Consider the following 16,560-nt stretch of genomic DNA (forward strand, 5'->3'; position numbering starts at 1 on the left):
AAAAAGGCTAAGCAGCTCAATTGATACCTTTGAATTAACAGCCGCTTAGCCTCAATATTCCTTGATAAAAATCTATTCTGAGGCCTCTTTTGCTTTTGCTAAAAAGCGCTACTGCGACCAAAACCCTTCCCTTCCTACCGATTTACATCTGATATAAATCAAAGATGTCATCTTTAGAGATTAATTTTGAAGACATTCAATCTCAAAATCTGCTTTTTTAAATATTCCATATAGATCATTAAGTTAGTATTTTTTGAGTAATTAAACGTAATTAAAACAGAGTAAAACGCACCAAAACTGAGTTACATTATGTAAAATAAATCGATTTATTTACGTTTCTCTACAAAAAATGCACTTTTTGTTATTACACTAAATGGAAATAACACGCTAGGAGGTGCTTATGGCCGCTTTTGATTCAACTAGCCGACTTCTAGACATTGATGAAAAAGATGGAAAGAAGGGCTCACAACAAAACCCTAACTTAATCCGTAACATGACCTATGGTATTTTGGCCTTTATCGTGGCCTGCATTATCATTGGGCTCTCTGTCAGTCTCAGTCTTTTACTCAATAAAGGGCCACAAAATCTAGCCTCTCAATCGAGCGTACAGGTTTTAACTGACAACATTGCAGCAATAGAAGAGCAACTGGAACTTAGTGCAAATCATACTGAGCAGTTTAAACAGGACTTTGATCGACTTCAGGTTCATTTACGCCATAGCAGCTCAACAGCACTAAAAAACATTCTTATCGACCAAGAGCGAAACATTCAAAACATGCTCACAATATTAAATGCCAGCATGCGCGACTTGGCCATTGATATACCAGAGGGAGAAGATTGGTATAAAAACTACGGCGCCCAATTAAGTAAAGTACAAAGACTCAGCATGCAAAGAGAAGAACTACTTAGACTATTACAAACAGGTGAAGCTGAACTCAGCACTAAATAGCCTTACTTACTCCTAAAAACCGAGAGCATTCCTGCCTCGGTTTTTTTTATGCTTAAAACCTCACAACAATGTAAACTTATGTAATTTCTATATTTTTTAGAAATTGGCGACTTTTCGATTATTTTTGAGGTAGAAAAAATTATTTTTTTAAGATTTTAGATTTTTTAACCTTTTTGAAATTTATTTTAAATAACGCATTTTTCTTTATAAAGAATGCACATTTGAAGATTAGTATACGTTTCATTACATAACATTATGATGGAGCGTAGAATGGGACAATCAAATAAATTGGGGTTTCTAGAAATAGAAGCAAAAGAAGTCGAGTCAGATCGTCACCAGGTTGGGCTCTCCCAATTTGTAAACTCGAATAAGGTGTTCTGTTTCAGCCTATTTTTATTTCTATGCTTTTTAATATCTACCTTAGTGTCAGTTGCTGTTTCCTTGATTGTTGTACCGACACCAACACCTTCTACGCATGCAATTATGCAGCTATCAAATAGCATCAATGAAATAAAAATTGAGCAAACTCAATTGCTGAATAACTTTCACACATTTAAAGCAGAGCATACTAGCTTTGAACAAAGACTAAGCCATAGCAGTGCTTCCGTACTTAAAAATATTCTGATGGAGCAAGAGCTTAACTTTCAAAGCTTTTTGCATACTCTAAAAGCAGGCATGTTGGATTTATCTACTGAGCTTCCTAACGGGGCTGACTGGTATGAGAATTACGGCCATCAGATCACCCAAGCTCAGCAACATAGTATTAAACGTCACTCTTTACTTAATATGGTGAAAACAGATGACGCCGCTATGGTGGGAAGTGATAGCCCTTAAACTCACATCGACCTCATAATGTAATAAAAAAACCGAGCTTAAGCTCGGTTTTTTTATCTTTGTATACCTCTAACAACACGATCTAAAATTAAAAGACTAGTAAGGCCTAAATTTCTAATGCGAGTCGTGTACCTTGGTTGATCGCGCGCTTAGCATCAAGCTCAGACGCCACATCCGCACCACCAATGAGATGATAGCTTTTATCTAACCCATCAACGAGTTCACGACAAGGTTCTTGTCCGGCACAGATGATCACATTATCAACCTCCAGCAAAGACGTTTCACCTTTTACTGATAGATGTAAACCTAGATCATCAATTTTATGGTATTCACAACCAGCTAGCATATTCACACCTTTTTTCACCAAGCCAGCACGATGGATCCAGCCCGTCGTTTTCCCAAGTTGGGCACCAACCTTGGTTTTTTTACGTTGTAGCAAATAGATTTCACGAGGTGATTCATGCTCAACAGGCTTGATATTTTCAATGCCGCCCCTTGCTTGCATTGTCATGTCGACACCCCATTGCTTCATAAACTCAGGCACATTTTGGCTAGTCGACTCACCTGCATGTGATAAAACTTCGCCAATATCAAAGCCAATACCACCCGCACCAATAATTGCTACCTTATTACCAACAGGTGCACCATGCATAACATCTAAGTAATTAAGCACCTTAGCATGCTCAACCCCTTCAATCTCAGGCAACCTTGGGGTAATGCCTGTGGCAAGTACCACTTCATCAAATTCATCTGAGTTTAAATCAGCGGCACTAACCTTGGTATTTAACCTTAGCTCAACCCCTGTTAGCTCAACCTGCTTTTTGAAGTACCTTAAAGTCTCATAAAACTCTTCTTTACCAGGAATACGCTTAGCCACATTAAATTGACCACCAATCTCATTAGAGGCATCAATCAATACCACCTTATGACCACGTTTTGCAGCCGTTGTAGCAAAACCTAAACCAGCAGGACCAGCACCGACAACCGCAATGGTTTTCACTTTATCTGTCGGTGTTAGGATCATTTCAGTTTCATGACAAGCTCTTGGGTTAACAAGACAAGACGTCAGTTTATTTTGGAAAATATGATCAAGACAGGCTTGGTTACAACCAATACAGGTATTGATTTCATCAGCACGATTTTCATCTGCTTTCACCACAAACTCTGGGTCAGCCAAGAAAGGACGCGCCATAGACACCATATCCGCATCGCCACGGGCTAATACGTCTTCAGCCACATCAGGCATATTGATACGGTTAGAGGTAATAAGTGGCACAGACAACTCTTTACGTACTTTCGCTGTTACCCAAGTAAAGGCGGCTCTTGGCACTTTCGTTGCGATAGTCGGTACGCGCGCTTCATGCCAGCCAATACCTGTATTAATAATGGTAACACCGGCTTTTTCAATCTCTTTACCTAGTTGGATGATCTCTTCGAAGGAGCTACCACCTTCAACCAAATCCAACATAGAAAGGCGATAGATAATAATAAAGTTCTCGCCTACTTTTTCACGCACACGGCGCACCACTTCAATCGGGAAACGAATACGCTGCTCATATTCACCACCCCATTCATCTTCACGGCTATTAGTACGGGCAGCAATAAACTGGTTAATCAAATAACCTTCAGAGCCCATGATTTCAACACCATCATAGCCTGCTTCTTTTGCTAACGCTGAACAACGAACAAAGTCTTCAATCTGTTCATCTATGCCTTCTTCGCTTAACTCTTTTGGTGGAAACGGGTTAATCGGCGCTTGAATAGGAGATGGTGCAACGGATTTCGGGTTGTAAGCATAACGACCAGTATGCAGGATTTGCATACAAATTTTACCGCCTTCAGCATGGACAGCTTCGGTGATCATCTGATGGTTTGCGACATCTTTGTCGCTTGCCATCAATGCTGCGCCCATGTGTACCGCCCCTTCCTGGTTAGGGCCGATTCCGCCTGTCACAATTAACGCTACGCCACCTTTCGCACGTTCTGCGTAAAAGGCCGCCATACGTTCAAAACCACCTTTCTTTTCTTCCAATCCAAGGTGCATAGAGCCCATCAATACGCGGTTTTTCAACTGTGTAAAACCAAGGTCTAAGGGTTCAAATAAATGCGGATATTGAGCATGTTTTTCTGCGTTAACATTCATAATGACTGGTCTCTTTTATTCAAAAAATCTTTTTATTAGAGAGTAATGTGGTTTGCCCACCACATCTGGACACTGTCAAGATAAAGTTAAATTTTGACAGTGTCAAGATTGGTTGTTAAATTGCCCCTACCAACATTGGAATAACTCATATGACCAAAAAGCCTTATCACCATGGGGACCTAGGTGAAACCCTGCTATTAGCAGCTACAGAAATATTGAGAGAAACTGGCGTCGAAGGTCTGTCGATGAGAAAACTGGCAGATAAAGTCGGCGTATCACGCACCGCACCTTATCACCACTTTAAAGACAAGAATGCCCTTTTGTGTGCGATAGCAGAAGCTGGCTTTAAACAACAATGGCAATCAGTTGAAGCCATTATAGAAAGCCATAACAAAGAGGCAAAACAGGACAGCTTTGAGAAGTATGTACTAACTTACATCGAATTTGCTGACCAGCACCCAGAAACCTACGATCTTATGTTTGGTCGAGACATTTGGAAATCTGGCGCTCCCACTGAATCTTTACTGGAAATATCAAAGGCCAGTTTTCGACAGTGGCTCACTTGGGTAGAAGCGTTACAAGCCCAAGGCATATTAACGGATGTAAGTAGCGCTTTAAGAGTCGGCCAAACCACTTGGGCAACTCTTCACGGCTTATGTAGATTGTTAATCGATGGTATTTATATCAACCGTGATGATCTAGATGACATGGCAAAGCAAACCATTAAAATCATCCTCAACAAACAGAACTAGTCTTAAGCCTCTATTTTTAGGCAAAAAAAAGCCGCGTAATCACGCGGCTAACTGGGAGATCAAAAACGCAATCAGGCACTGGCTAAATTATTCTTACGTTCAGCCCTGCCCATGAGAACAATCGGAATAATGATAAAGAGTGCACCTAGGCCTAACCATAAATCCGGTGTTTCATTAAAGACTAACCAGCCGACTAACACAGCGAACAAAAGCCCAGTGTATTCAGCACTAGCCACCTTACTGGCAGCCACATAACGATAAGCCAACATAACAGCGACACTGTAACCAATCGAACAAACCGCAGAACCTATGGCATAACCCACCATGTCCATATTCCAAGCTGCCCCTTCCCAAATGCAAAGTACAAAGCTAAAAGGTAAAGCAAACAACTGAGTTAATAACAAACCATGTAACAAGGTTTGACCCTGAGGCAGCTTTCTAATCAATAAACTATTAATCGCCAATACAAAAGAGAAGGCCAAAGCACTTAGAATGCCCCAATCAAACTCACTGGGTCTTAAAATAATCAAAATTCCCGCAAAACCACCCGCGACTGCGAGCACTATCATGCTGGTTAAGCGCTCTTTCATAATCAGAGTCGATAACACAACAATCATGATAGGCGCGGTATAAAAAATGGCATTTGCCGTCGCCAGTGGTAGCACTTGCAAAGAAATAATCAAAAGTAACGAGGATAAAATCCAGAGGTTACCTCTTAAAAGGTGCAATTTGGCGCCTTTTAAAGGGGCTTTCCAATCAACAAAACGAAAAAATGGAAGCAAGATTAAAAAGGTAAAAACCGCGCGAATAAAGATAAACTGGAACACAGGTATATCCTGTCCAGCCGCTTTAATAAACGCATCACAGAAGGTCGCGACAAGGTTGCCCATGATTAATAGCAATACTGCGCTCGTTACTGTTTTTCCTGTCATTTCTACCTCTAAAACATACTGCAAAAAATTAATACTCAGTCTATGGCAATAAAGTGAACCCATGCTGAATTGATGCAGTTTATTGAGCAGCAAGGATTATGTACAATGACATTTATTAAGTTAGTATTAGTTTTTTAGATAAAAAATTTAATTGAGTAAAAATGTCCTTACCTCCCCTAAAATCATTACCTGTGTTTGAAGCCGTTGCTCGCTTAAATAGCTTTTCTAAAGCAGCAGAAGAACTCAATGTCAGCCAAAGTGCAATAAGCCACCAAATTCGGCTTTTAGAGGACTATTTAGGGGAAGCACTGTTTATCAGGCAAGGTAGACAATTAAGTTTAAGCAGTGAAGGTAAGCATTATTTAGACAATGTCAGCGCCTCCCTTTCTCAAATAGAAAGAGCCAGTAACCACCTGAAGGGCCTACAAAATAGCCATTTACGTATTGCGGTTTATAGCTCTTTTGCTGTGTATTGGTTGATTCCTAGATTGACCGACTTACAAAGACGCTATCCACATACGGAAGTCTCCATTGAGATGCTCAACGCAGACCCAGAATTATCCGATAGAGTGGGCGATTGTTTTATTACAATTGAAAATAATAAACGTGGCTTTACCTTTGAGCACCTCTATAGTGAGCGCTTATTTCCTGTGTGTAGTCCTGAGTTTTATGCACAGATACAAGCAGAGCTGATTAAAGTCACTGATGATGACTTAGAAACACACTTAATCAAGCACCCTGAGTGGATCACCCAATTCCCACTTATCACAACGCATAGTATTTTTAATAAATACGCGGAAGATTGGCGACTTTGGTTTGCAGCCATTAATAAAAAACTGCCTGGGGAAGTGAAGTTTCATAACTTTAGCCACCTGTTATTAGGTAAAGAAGCCGCCTTACACAGTTACGGTATTGCATTAATCAATGATTATATGATCAACGAAGATGACAATGTCCCCTCTTTGGTACGACTACCTTGCCACCATGTTAATTCAAATTGTGACTTCTACTTTTCTTATAAAAATAGCCGCCGCCATGAACCTGAAATCCGTGCTATTCGAAGCTGGATAAAAACTCAGAGCCAGCAGCTAGGTAAGTGAAGGCATTAAAGCTGCAAACCAAACCATAAATGGCTTAACCACATGGTTAGTGGCAAGGTCACCACGCTTAATCCTGTTTGCACATTAATAAAGACAGACATAATAGGTGCGTTACCCCCAAGCTGTTTTGCTAAAGCATAACCAGAAGTGGCAGTGGGTACCGCGCCAAATAAAATAGCAACACAAGCAACCAGTGGGTCGAGCTCTAAATAAGAACAAGCTAGGGCAATACAGAAAGGGAAAACAAATAATCTCGCTAAAGATGACCAAATTAATAAGCTGCCAGCGTCTTTAAAAGCCTGCACTCTTAAACTGGCACCTACGGCAAGTAACACCAAAGGTAAGGTGGCTCTTGCTAAGATTCCTGTAATATCCGTTAGCAAAAACACCTTTTCAATGCCTAAAAGGTTAACACTGATACCCGCCATGATGGCCAAAATTAATGGGTTCTTAAAAAGCTCTTTCACCAATAAACGAGGTAATGATTTAGCTGGTTTCGAGCTATCTTGTTGGCCATGTAAGCTCACCATGCTAATGACTAAAAAGACATTAATGGTCGGAATCAAAATCGCCGCTCCTAAGGTCGCCAGTATCAGGCCTTCTTCCCCATATAGCGCGCTTGCTACCGCTAAAGCAATAAAGGTATTAAATCTGACACCAGCTTGTAGCACTGAAGTAGCTGTCGGTTTACCCACCTTAGAAAAATAGCAAACAGCCAGCACAAAAAGAGACACGCTAATTAAGGCAAAGGCCAACACACTGGCATAGCTAGGTAAAACAGGACTCGATAAATCTACTCTTGAGGTCTGATAAAACAGCATGGCAGGGAACATAACCCAGTAAACAAGCTTATCGACACCCGGCCAAAAACCTTCCACAGGAAAACGTTTTCGCTGTAACAAAGCACCAAATAATAACAGCATGAAAATAGGCAAAACTGTCAGGGAAAGCGTTAACACTTAAATCTCCTTTTAAAGGTTAAATCCTACTCATTACTAGCAAGAAGAACAGGATCAAAATAGCGGATATCTGTTATAAATGTGGTTAATTTGCATAAACTGGTCGTCATAGTGTTTAATTCTGAACCTTTTAAAACACTAGATTGAAGACAAACAGGCCAGTCATGAACCTCATTTTTCGCATGTTAAGGGTGCTACTTGGCAGCTTTTTTAAATCAAAGCTGACACCAGATAACCTATCTAGCCACTTATCAATGCGGGTATTACCTAATGATTTAGACCTGAATATGCACATGAACAATGGTCGTTATCTTACCATTTGTGACCTATCAAGAGTCGATATTTTTGTTCGTAGTGGTTTAGCAAAAGCCATGCTGAAACAAAAATGGCAACCTGTCATAGCCGAGCATACTATGACCTATAAAAAGCCTCTCAATTTGTTTCAGCGATATTATGTAAAGGCAGAAGTAACCCATTGGGATGAGAAGTATTTCTACCTCACCCACACCTTCGAACGCAAAGGGCGCATCATAGCTCAAGGGACGTCTAAAGGCTGTGTTGTCAGTAAAAAAGGCGTGATCTTACCTGAACGTGCTGTGGCAACCGTGTCTTCACGCCTTAAAATTAAATCTTAATTATTTTTGGCAGACATAAAAAAGCTGGCACTAAAAGATCCAGTGCCAGCGGGGAAGGGTTAATTGTCTAAGGAACCTGTGATGAACGAGGAAAGTTGCACTAGGTCTAGGCCTAGACTTTATCGAAAAATACCTCAGCCACCATGCAGCGCGCACTGCCACCACCAACGGCCTCAATCGTATCAATATCATTCACTAATAATTGACCATATTGCTCTAACTGCTGCTTTTGCGCTTGGGTAAATCCATTAAAAGCACTTTTCGACATAATAATAAAGGCATCTTGATCTGCATTTTTTACATGCAAAATGTTGCCACAAAAGTGTTTTTCCATTTGCTCTTTGCTAATTTCAATGACTTCATTAGCAAGGGATAAACTTGCTTTAACCTCCGCATATTCTTTTTCGTCAACAAAGCAGTCTGCGCAAATTACGGCAAAGCCTTCACCGACACTCATCATCACATTCGTATGATAAATAGATTTACCATTATCACTGGCAGTATCAAATAAATAGCTAGCTTGATAACCTTTTTGCTCAGCAAAACGCTTGAATTGCATCTCATGACAGCGCTCAGATTGGCTTGCGTATAAGACACTATTTTTATGATCTATCACCAAGGCACCTGTGCCTTCTAATATCTCAAACTTTTCATCCATATCAGCCAAATGTTCAACAGATCCAACTTGATAGCCTTCTCTCTTTAACAGAGCGGTTAAGTCATCAATACGTCTTTCTTGGCGACGATTTTCAGCAAACATAGGATAAATGGTCAAGGTGCCATCTTGGCTGGTAGAGAACCAATTGTTTGGAAACACAGCATCAGGTGTAACATAATCAGTGTCGGCTTTTTCTAGTACCAACACCTCAATACCAGCCGCTCTTATACGTTTAACCATACTCTCAAACTCAACAAGCGCTTGCTCAGTTACCTTGGCACTATCATCAAGCTTTTGTTGGAATTCATTATCCAAAGCCGTTTCTTCATTAAAACCAAAATCAACTGGCCTCACCATAACCACAGCTTGCGCCAATTGAACTGTATGACCTGTATTTTGATTAAGCTTTATCTCTTTCATTAAACTCATGCTGCTTGCCTCGCACTTAATGCCACTATTCGTACACTCTCACCCGCTGCTACTTTGAGCGCATCTGCACTTGCTTGATCTAACTTAATCGCACCTGCGCTCTGGGCTTTAGAAATAGATGCATTTATCAGAGTGCAGCGATAATTTTTAATACCTAGGTTAGAAACCAGGCAAGGATAAGCCTCATCATCTGGGCTAGCGTCGCCAATCTCAACCGCGAGCGTCTTACTATTTGAAATCGCTCGAATATGGCGAATATTGGCTTCAATGGTGGGACCACCATCAAAAATATCCACATACCCTAGATTCTCAAACCCTTCCCCTTCCAGCATACGAAGTGCGGGTAAGGTGTTATCGTGCACCTTACCAATCACAGCTCTAGCATCATTATTTAATAAGTTAATATAGATAGGCAGTTTTGGCATGAGCTCAGCGATAAAGGCTTTATTGCCTAGCCCTGAAAGGTAATCCGCTTTCGCAAATGGCATGGCAAAAAAGTGAGACCCTAACCCATCCCAAAAAGGAGAGTTGCCCTCTTCATCACTTACGCCTCGCATCTCTGCAATAACACGCTCGTTAAATCGCTCAGGTGCATTCGCCATAAACATAAAACGGCACTTAGACAATAGACTACCGTTTTTACTGTGACGAAAATCCTTATCTAAAAATAAAGTACATAGCTCAGAACAGCCAGTGTGATCATTACTTAGGGTGAGTGTATGGCTCTTCTCATAGACACCTAATGTCGGTGAAGCATGTACAAGTGTGCCTAGGTGATAGTTATACCAAGGGGTTTGTAGTCCCAATGCCGACTCAATCCCACACACACCTGCGATTTCACCTGTGCTTGTTTCTTCTAAGACAAATAAATAACTTTGATTCTCTTCACTTTCAGGAGAAGAAGAAAAAGCCGCTTCAGCATCAGCAATACGGGCTTTTAACAAATCTAAGTTTGCAGGTAGAGAAGTAAAACCAACACCGGCATTCTCTGCCATGCGTTTAAGTGCATTTAAATCTTTCTCTACAATGGGGCGTATGATCATCATTCGGTTGAGCTCACAAAAAATAGGTTTGATGTTTTAATTAAGGCTCATCATAAGAGGCAATTCAAATAACACAAAACTCAATTTGTTATCCTATTGATAACTAATTAGAATGAATTAATATTCAATTTACTGCCTGGAATTTCGAATGAATACACTTGCCCTAGCCGCCTTTACTACAGCATCAGAAGAGAACTCTTTTTCCTTAGCGGCAGAAAAATTACACCTAACTCAACCCGGTATTAGTAAACGTATCGTCTCTCTCGAAGATCAACTCGGCTGTCGTCTATTTGATCGTATTGGCCGTCGTATTCAGCTCACAGAAGCAGGTAAAACCTTCTTACCCCATGCTTATAAAATGCTACAAGATGCACAAAGCGGCCTTAACGCTGTGCGTAATTTATCCCATACCATTGACGGCTTTTTATCAATCGCCACCACCCAACACATAGGCTTGCACCATCTTGCTCAACCAGTAAAACGTTACATTATTGAATATGAAGAAGTGGCCTTTAACTTGGATTTTTTAACCTCCAAACAGGCCTATGCAGATGTATTACAGGGCAAGCTAGAACTTGCTGTGATTACCGAGCCAACCCAAATGGATGAGCAATTACGTTTTATTCCTTTATGGACAGAAAAGCTCAAATTTGTCTGTGCTAAAGATCATCACCTAGCAAGCCTTAACAGTATAAGTCTCAAGGACTTAAGCAGTGTCCAAGGCATATTACCCGATGCCTCTAGCTTTACCCGCCGTGTAATCGACGATATTTTTGAGCAAGCTAACCTAAGCATTATTCCAAGGGCCGCTTCCAACTATCTTGAAGCGATCAAAATGCTGGTTACTGCAGGCCTTGGCTGGAGTGTGTTACCAGACTCTTTGATCGACGATAACCTAAAAATTTTAGACTTGGATAATAGCCCTTTAAAGCGCCAAATAGGTTGCTTGATTCACCAAGATAGAACCGAATCTAATGCTGCAAGTGCCTTTATCAAGTTATTACAAAGCTATGATTAACACTATGATTCACACTTTAGTTAGCGCTATTTAAGCGGCTTCACCAGCTGACACAAGCGTAATAACTGTTGATAAGCACTGGTTTTATCTTCATCACTCGTGTCCAAAATAGGCCAACCGCAATTGATGCGAATACAATCGCCGTAAGCATCATGGGTGCTAAAGCAAGCACCACTTCGAATATCAACACCTTCTGCATTAGCAGCTAACTCTAACCCTTTGGCATCTATTCCAGGCAATTGAAGCCAGAGAACAAGCCCACCATCAGGCACGCTTATCTTAGTATTCAAAGGCAAGTTTTCTATCAAGAGATTACGATAGGCATAAACCTGCTGATTTAACTGTGTGCGAATACGGTTCACATGGCTGCGATATTCTCCTGAATTAATAAATTCAGCCAAACTGAGTTGCATCAAGCCATTGATACCAAATCGAGTTTGAGAATGCTGTTTAATATAAGCATCCAAATAACGCCCAGGTAGGCACCAACCTAACCTAAGCCCAGCGGCTAAGGTTTTAGAAAAAGAGCCACACCAAATCACATAGCCAGCCTTATCCCAATATTTGGTGGGTAAAGGTGGTTTGCCCTGATGAGATAATTCAAGATAAACATCATCTTCTATCATGGGGGTTTGATAGTCTTGGGCAAGTTTTGCTAACGCCTGCTTTTGCGCATTGGATAAAGTACGACCGCTTGGGTTCATATGAGAGGTACTAAACAAGCTCGCTTTAATATTGCCTTGTTTTAAACAGGCTTCATAAAAATCTAAATCTAAACCTTCTTCCGTGCAGGGTATTTCAACAATTTTTCGAGAAAGCGCAACAAGCAAATCCAATAGCCCACTAAAACAGGGCGAGCTAATCGCTAAGGTGTCCCCTTCTTTTGTCAGAGTTTCAATGGCAATGCGTACCGAATCAATACAGCCATTGGTGATCACTAAGTCTTTGGCCGAAAAAGCAAAATGATCCAAACGAAAATGTTCGCTAAGGGCCTGCCTTAAGCCCACTTCACCTTGGGGGTTAGGGTAAGAAAATAAGCTTTGCTGGCTGCGTGATGCCACTCGTTTAATACATCTTTGTAGCGCTTTGGTGGGTTGTAATTCCGGCGCTATCATAGAGGTGCCTAAAGGATTAAAAAACTCAGCACCAGGGTTATAACCTAAAACCGGTGAGTAGTTCTTAGGATCACGCCCTTGATTTTGAAGCGAGGTTAAACGTGGAAGTTGCTCTTCCTCTAAATTATTAGCAACAAAATAACCTGCCTGCGGCCTAGGGTAGATCCAACCATGCTGCTGTAAATACTCATAGGTTTTAGTGGCCGTTGTTAAACTCACCTTATGCTGCTTGGCCAACACTCTCAAAGCAGGCAAGCGGCTACCAAAGGGCAAGCGCTTGCTCTTGATCGCATCGATATATTCATTCGCCAAGGTTTCATACAAGGTCATAACAGCAACTCCAACTCATTAGCACTCAGGCTTGCGCCTTATATTGGCAGGGAAATCCAATTGTACTCTATTTTTTATCAAAAATTGAATCTGCACTCTTTTCCACTTTAACGACATACTCATGCCAATGCTTTCATTATAGGATTAAGAGACAAACCATGAAAAAACTCGACCTTTGTTTACTCACCGCTCTCATGGCACTTTGGGGATTCAATTTCAGTGTGATCAAGCTTGGGGTAAATAATATTGAACCCCTCGTGTTAACTGCCATGCGCTTCACCTTTGCGGTATTCCCTCTCATCTTTTTTATCAAAAAGCCCGATGTAAAATGGCGCTATCTCATCAGCTATGGTTTGACCTTTGGTATAGGTGTTTGGGGGCTAACAACCTTAGCGATTGATGCGGGCACCTCATCAGGCATGGCCTCCCTGTTATTGGATATGAGTGTCGTTTCAGGCTTACTGATTGGCTACTTTTTCTTAAATGAAAAATTAACTTTTAATAAGCTCTTTGGCGCTGCGCTTGCCTTAATTGGGCTTTTTATCATAATGATGGAGCAAGGTGGCAGTGTGACGGTTAAAGGCCTCATTCTGGTATTAGCGGCGTCTCTATTTTGGAGTATTAATGGCCTAATCGTAAAACGGGCAAACACTAAATCCATTTTTGCTTTTAACATCTGGGCCATGCTATTTGCCCCTATCCCCCTATTACTGTTAGCGGTAATAAGCCATGGTCCTGAGGTCATTACTCATTTACCGCAAGATATCAATCGCTCAGCGATCTTTTCAGCCCTATTTCAAGCTTACCCTACCACTCTTTTGGGGTACTGGTTTTGGAATAAAATGATCGTCAAATATGAGCTATCAAGCGTGGCACCAATGACTTTATTAGTCCCTGTTTTTGCGATTTTAGGCGGCTATTGGTTTTACCAAGAAGCCATTGTGATCTCGCAAATACTGGCTGCTTTTTTCATTCTAGTGGGCTTATTTATCAGCCACTTAGCAGCTAACCTCAACCCTTTCTTATTCCAAAAAGCAGCAAAAAAAGTTGCTTTAGAAAAGATTGGAAATAAGTAAACTAGCTTAAAAACTGAGCCGCTCTGCATAATCCAAGTCCATCCTAATGCAGAGCGACCTCCACCTAACTGATCACGACATGAACAGCCCTAAAGCGATGACCCTAGATCAAACTAGCACCATACTGATTGCCCGCAGTTAAATTTTGCTGCTGTGTAGCGTCTAATAATAAGGAGAAAGCTATGTCTTTAGCTCATGCAAACAGAGGTGTTGTTTATCAAGGTCCCGGCGTGGTGCAGGTCGACGCCATCGACTTTCCAAAATTGGAAATGAACAAACGCCTATGTCAGCACGGTGTCATTCTAAAGGTGGTTACCACGAATATTTGTGGTAGTGACCAACACATGGTTCGAGGTAGAACCACTGCTGAACAAGGTCTCGTACTCGGTCATGAGATCACAGGTGAAATCATCGAATGTGGTCGTGATGTTGAATTTTTAAATGTTGGCGACCTTGTATCTGTTCCTTTCAATATTGCCTGTGGTCGTTGCCGTAACTGTAAAGAAGGCCGTACTGGTATCTGCCTAAACGTAAACCCAGCGCGCCCAGGTGCCGCTTACGGTTACGTTGATATGGGTGGCTGGGTTGGTGGTCAAGCAGAATACGTCATGGTGCCATATGCTGACTTTAACCTACTAAAATTCCCAGATCGCGATCAAGGTATCGAAAAGATCAAAGATCTCACCCTACTCTCTGACATCCTACCAACAGGTTACCATGGTTGTGTCACAGCGGGTGTTGGCCCAGGCTCTATTGTGTACATCGCAGGTGCTGGCCCTGTTGGTCTTGCCGCAGCCGCTTCTGCGCAGCTATTAGGTGCAGCGTGTGTCATAGTGGGTGACATGATTCAAGAACGTCTAGATCAAGCTCGTAGCTTTGGTTGTGAAACCATCGATCTTCGTCAAGAAGGTGAAATGGCTGATAAGATAGAACAAATCACAGGTGAACGTGAAGTAGACGCTTTTGTTGACTGTGTTGGTTTTGAAGCTCACGGCTGTGGTTGTAACCATGGTAAAGAAGCACCGGCAACGGTACTTAACTCGGCAATGGAATTAACCCGTGCCGGTGGCCAAATTGGTATCCCAGGTCTATACGTCACTGATGACCCAGGTGCGGTTGATGAAGCAGCACGCGTTGGTGCGCTGTCTATGCGCTTTGGTTTAGGTTGGGCGAAATCTCACTCTTTCCACACCGGCCAGTGCCCAGTGATGAGCTACCATAGACAACTTATGCAAGCCATCTTGTTCGGTAAGATTGATATTGCAAAAGCCGTTAACGTACAAATGATTGGTCTAGATGACGCACCTAAAGGTTATGCAGACTTTGATGGTGGCGCGGCGAAGAAATTCGTTATCGACCCTCATAGCATGGTGTCTTAATTCAGTTATTAATCGCTATCGCGCATTAAACTGAATGAAAGCAACAAAAATGAAAGCCCAATGTCTCCTACCGACATTGGGCTTTTTTGAATAGGATATAAAATATTATTTCGAGTATATCTATCCAAGTTCCTGCTTTATTAAATCTTCTTGGATCTCTGCTAACATACTAGCAAACTTTTCTAATTTTTCCGTTTCAATATCAAACCACGACATACTAAAGCCTAGGCCGTAATGAATTACTCGACAACGACAAGCATTACCATCATTCGTCACAGAAATAGATATCCAATGGATTAAGTTATGACGCCATTTTGCTTTGGAATGAATACGTCCTTCTAAACTAAATGCTTGGCACATTTGTTCAAGCGCATTACAACTCATCTTCAACTGGCCACCAAAACCACTAATTTCCATATTTAAATATACATTTTGGTCTTCTCTTGTGAGAGTAAGGACCACAGGATTACCAATATCACTACATACCATAAAGTATCTATCTGGCCTTTTCATGTAATTCCACTCACAGATTTTTTTCAAAAGTATTGACGACTAACTTAAACACAGCTCACCCAATATCTGGCTAAAGGTTCAGGAAAAACCTTACCTAATACTACCTTTTCAAAAATACCGCCATTGGCTTCAATCACCTTACGTGATGCGAGGTTATCCTCATCTGCTACGACCAATGCAGTCTCTATCCCCAAGGCTTTAGCCTGAGGCAAAGCTAAAGAAAGCATCAAGGTGCCATGACCTAAACCGCGATAAGAAGGCGCAATATCATAGCCAATATGGCCAGCTTCCCATGCGAGAAAGGCATTCTCTATATGATGGCGCACGCGAATCGCGCCTAAGATAGCTTTGTCAGTGTTAGGTGAGCCGCTGACCAGCCAAAAATGACTACAAGGCACATGGTCTTCTTGCAGGTTGATACCCGCAGCCTCATCGGCCAAAGATTGTATATAAGCGCTAAAGTCAGCCTTACCCTGTTGGTAATAACCCGCTTTATCCACATCATGTTGCACAAAATCATCGTAGAAGCGTGCAAACTCAAGCTCATAGCCTAAGCAAGGTGAAACTAATTCCATCCGGTTTCTCCATAAGTTTCAATTAGACAGTACCTTTGAAGCTTTAATTGCATTAAAGGTGCTGATACAAATTAGCAACTTTCACTTACGCTAGATACTTTTTTAGCTAAATTTATGGTT

16 protein-coding genes are annotated in these 16,560 nt (G+C 41.4%); 8 read left to right on the forward strand and 8 right to left on the reverse strand.

The window, feature by feature from the left end; genetic code table 11:
- Nucleotides 1–400: 400 nt before the first annotated feature.
- Together MED121_RS23590 and MED121_RS04170 are read left to right on the forward strand one after the other, a co-directional pair.
- Nucleotides 401–949 carry a hypothetical protein gene (locus tag MED121_RS23590; protein ID WP_009832360.1) on the forward strand — a complete coding sequence of 183 codons (549 nt, stop codon included), beginning with the start codon at nt 401–403 and terminating at the stop codon, nt 947–949.
- 270 nt (nt 950–1,219) lie between these two features.
- Nucleotides 1,220–1,783 carry a hypothetical protein gene (locus MED121_RS04170; RefSeq protein WP_036178686.1) on the forward strand — a complete coding sequence of 188 codons (564 nt, stop codon included), beginning with the start codon at nt 1,220–1,222 and terminating at the stop codon, nt 1,781–1,783.
- A gap of 106 nt (nt 1,784–1,889) precedes the next feature.
- Here the strand turns inward: MED121_RS04170 and MED121_RS04175 are convergent, their stop codons facing one another.
- Entirely contained in the window at nt 1,890–3,926 is a 2,037-nt protein-coding gene (locus MED121_RS04175; RefSeq protein ID WP_009832363.1) for an NADPH-dependent 2,4-dienoyl-CoA reductase, read from the reverse strand.
- Between the two features lie 149 nt (nt 3,927–4,075).
- On the opposite strand from MED121_RS04175, the gene MED121_RS04180 reads away from it, so the two are divergent.
- Nucleotides 4,076–4,678: a TetR/AcrR family transcriptional regulator gene (locus MED121_RS04180; protein ID WP_009832364.1), complete on the forward strand. Its 603-nt coding sequence runs from the start codon at nt 4,076–4,078 to the stop codon at nt 4,676–4,678.
- A gap of 71 nt (nt 4,679–4,749) precedes the next feature.
- Here MED121_RS04180 and MED121_RS04185 read toward each other — a convergent pair whose 3' ends face one another.
- Nucleotides 4,750–5,610, reverse strand: a complete 861-nt coding sequence (locus tag MED121_RS04185) for a DMT family transporter (RefSeq protein WP_036178689.1) — start codon at nt 5,608–5,610, stop codon at nt 4,750–4,752.
- Between the two features lie 161 nt (nt 5,611–5,771).
- On the opposite strand from MED121_RS04185, the gene MED121_RS04190 reads away from it, so the two are divergent.
- Nucleotides 5,772–6,710 carry a LysR family transcriptional regulator gene (locus MED121_RS04190; RefSeq protein ID WP_009832366.1) on the forward strand — a complete coding sequence of 313 codons (939 nt, stop codon included), beginning with the start codon at nt 5,772–5,774 and terminating at the stop codon, nt 6,708–6,710.
- Between the two features lie 5 nt (nt 6,711–6,715).
- Here the strand turns inward: MED121_RS04190 and MED121_RS04195 are convergent, their stop codons facing one another.
- Complete coding sequence (locus tag MED121_RS04195; RefSeq protein ID WP_036178691.1) at nt 6,716–7,669, reverse strand: AEC family transporter; 954 nt, start codon at nt 7,667–7,669, stop codon at nt 6,716–6,718.
- A 164-nt stretch (nt 7,670–7,833) separates the two neighbouring features.
- Between MED121_RS04195 and MED121_RS04200 the strand changes: the two genes are divergently transcribed.
- Nucleotides 7,834–8,304: an acyl-CoA thioesterase gene (locus tag MED121_RS04200; RefSeq protein WP_009832368.1), complete on the forward strand. Its 471-nt coding sequence runs from the start codon at nt 7,834–7,836 to the stop codon at nt 8,302–8,304.
- Between the two features lie 112 nt (nt 8,305–8,416).
- Here MED121_RS04200 and MED121_RS04205 read toward each other — a convergent pair whose 3' ends face one another.
- On the reverse strand, nt 8,417–9,391 hold the full coding sequence (locus tag MED121_RS04205) for an arginine deiminase-related protein (protein WP_009832369.1): 975 nt from the start codon (nt 9,389–9,391) through the stop codon (nt 8,417–8,419).
- The gene (gene astA, locus MED121_RS04210) at nt 9,388–10,437 is read right to left on the reverse strand and encodes an arginine N-succinyltransferase (RefSeq protein WP_009832370.1); all 1,050 of its coding nucleotides are present in this window, start codon (nt 10,435–10,437) and stop codon (nt 9,388–9,390) included. Before astA ends, MED121_RS04205 begins: the two co-directional genes overlap by 4 nt.
- A 145-nt stretch (nt 10,438–10,582) precedes the next feature.
- Here astA and MED121_RS04215 point away from each other — a divergent pair, with 145 nt between their 5' ends.
- On the forward strand, nt 10,583–11,452 hold the full coding sequence (locus tag MED121_RS04215) for a LysR family transcriptional regulator (protein WP_009832371.1): 870 nt from the start codon (nt 10,583–10,585) through the stop codon (nt 11,450–11,452).
- 26 nt (nt 11,453–11,478) lie between these two features.
- Here the strand turns inward: MED121_RS04215 and MED121_RS04220 are convergent, their stop codons facing one another.
- Nucleotides 11,479–12,897, reverse strand: coding sequence for a PLP-dependent aminotransferase family protein (locus MED121_RS04220; protein ID WP_009832372.1), 1,419 nt, complete (start codon nt 12,895–12,897; stop codon nt 11,479–11,481).
- Between the two features lie 158 nt (nt 12,898–13,055).
- Here MED121_RS04220 and MED121_RS04225 point away from each other — a divergent pair, with 158 nt between their 5' ends.
- Complete coding sequence (locus tag MED121_RS04225) at nt 13,056–13,973, forward strand: EamA family transporter (RefSeq protein WP_009832373.1); 918 nt, start codon at nt 13,056–13,058, stop codon at nt 13,971–13,973.
- Nucleotides 13,974–14,155: 182 nt separating this feature from the next.
- Nucleotides 14,156–15,352, forward strand: a complete 1,197-nt coding sequence (fdhA, locus tag MED121_RS04230; RefSeq protein WP_009832374.1) for a formaldehyde dehydrogenase, glutathione-independent — start codon at nt 14,156–14,158, stop codon at nt 15,350–15,352.
- Nucleotides 15,353–15,472: 120 nt separating this feature from the next.
- Here fdhA and MED121_RS04235 read toward each other — a convergent pair whose 3' ends face one another.
- The gene (locus MED121_RS04235; protein WP_131470970.1) at nt 15,473–15,841 is read right to left on the reverse strand and encodes a hypothetical protein; all 369 of its coding nucleotides are present in this window, start codon (nt 15,839–15,841) and stop codon (nt 15,473–15,475) included.
- 68 nt (nt 15,842–15,909) lie between these two features.
- Nucleotides 15,910–16,440, reverse strand: a complete 531-nt coding sequence (locus tag MED121_RS04240) for a GNAT family N-acetyltransferase (protein WP_009832376.1) — start codon at nt 16,438–16,440, stop codon at nt 15,910–15,912.
- Nucleotides 16,441–16,560 lie beyond the last annotated feature (120 nt).

The sequence above is a fragment of the Marinomonas sp. MED121 genome, assembly GCF_000153025.1.
Taxonomy (GTDB): Bacteria; Pseudomonadota; Gammaproteobacteria; order Pseudomonadales; family Marinomonadaceae; genus Marinomonas.

Bases quoted from the DNA above. Each gene is read 5' to 3' on its own strand.
- astA (WP_009832370.1), bottom strand. From the start codon at position 10,437: ATGATGATCATACGCCCCATTGTAGAGAAAGATTTAAATGCACTTAAA.
- MED121_RS04220 (WP_009832372.1), bottom strand. From the start codon at position 12,897: ATGACCTTGTATGAAACCTTGGCGAATGAATATATCGATGCGATCAAG.
- MED121_RS04200 (WP_009832368.1), top strand. From the start codon at position 7,834: ATGAACCTCATTTTTCGCATGTTAAGGGTGCTACTTGGCAGCTTTTTT.
- MED121_RS04235 (WP_131470970.1), bottom strand. From the start codon at position 15,841: ATGGTATGTAGTGATATTGGTAATCCTGTGGTCCTTACTCTCACAAGA.
- MED121_RS04180 (WP_009832364.1), top strand. From the start codon at position 4,076: ATGACCAAAAAGCCTTATCACCATGGGGACCTAGGTGAAACCCTGCTA.
- MED121_RS04175 (WP_009832363.1), bottom strand. From the start codon at position 3,926: ATGAATGTTAACGCAGAAAAACATGCTCAATATCCGCATTTATTTGAA.
- MED121_RS04225 (WP_009832373.1), top strand. From the start codon at position 13,056: ATGAAAAAACTCGACCTTTGTTTACTCACCGCTCTCATGGCACTTTGG.
- MED121_RS04240 (WP_009832376.1), bottom strand. From the start codon at position 16,440: ATGGAATTAGTTTCACCTTGCTTAGGCTATGAGCTTGAGTTTGCACGC.
- fdhA (WP_009832374.1), top strand. From the start codon at position 14,156: ATGTCTTTAGCTCATGCAAACAGAGGTGTTGTTTATCAAGGTCCCGGC.
- MED121_RS04190 (WP_009832366.1), top strand. From the start codon at position 5,772: ATGTCCTTACCTCCCCTAAAATCATTACCTGTGTTTGAAGCCGTTGCT.
- MED121_RS04185 (WP_036178689.1), bottom strand. From the start codon at position 5,610: ATGACAGGAAAAACAGTAACGAGCGCAGTATTGCTATTAATCATGGGC.
- MED121_RS04205 (WP_009832369.1), bottom strand. From the start codon at position 9,391: ATGAGTTTAATGAAAGAGATAAAGCTTAATCAAAATACAGGTCATACA.
- MED121_RS04215 (WP_009832371.1), top strand. From the start codon at position 10,583: ATGAATACACTTGCCCTAGCCGCCTTTACTACAGCATCAGAAGAGAAC.
- MED121_RS23590 (WP_009832360.1), top strand. From the start codon at position 401: ATGGCCGCTTTTGATTCAACTAGCCGACTTCTAGACATTGATGAAAAA.
- MED121_RS04170 (WP_036178686.1), top strand. From the start codon at position 1,220: ATGGGACAATCAAATAAATTGGGGTTTCTAGAAATAGAAGCAAAAGAA.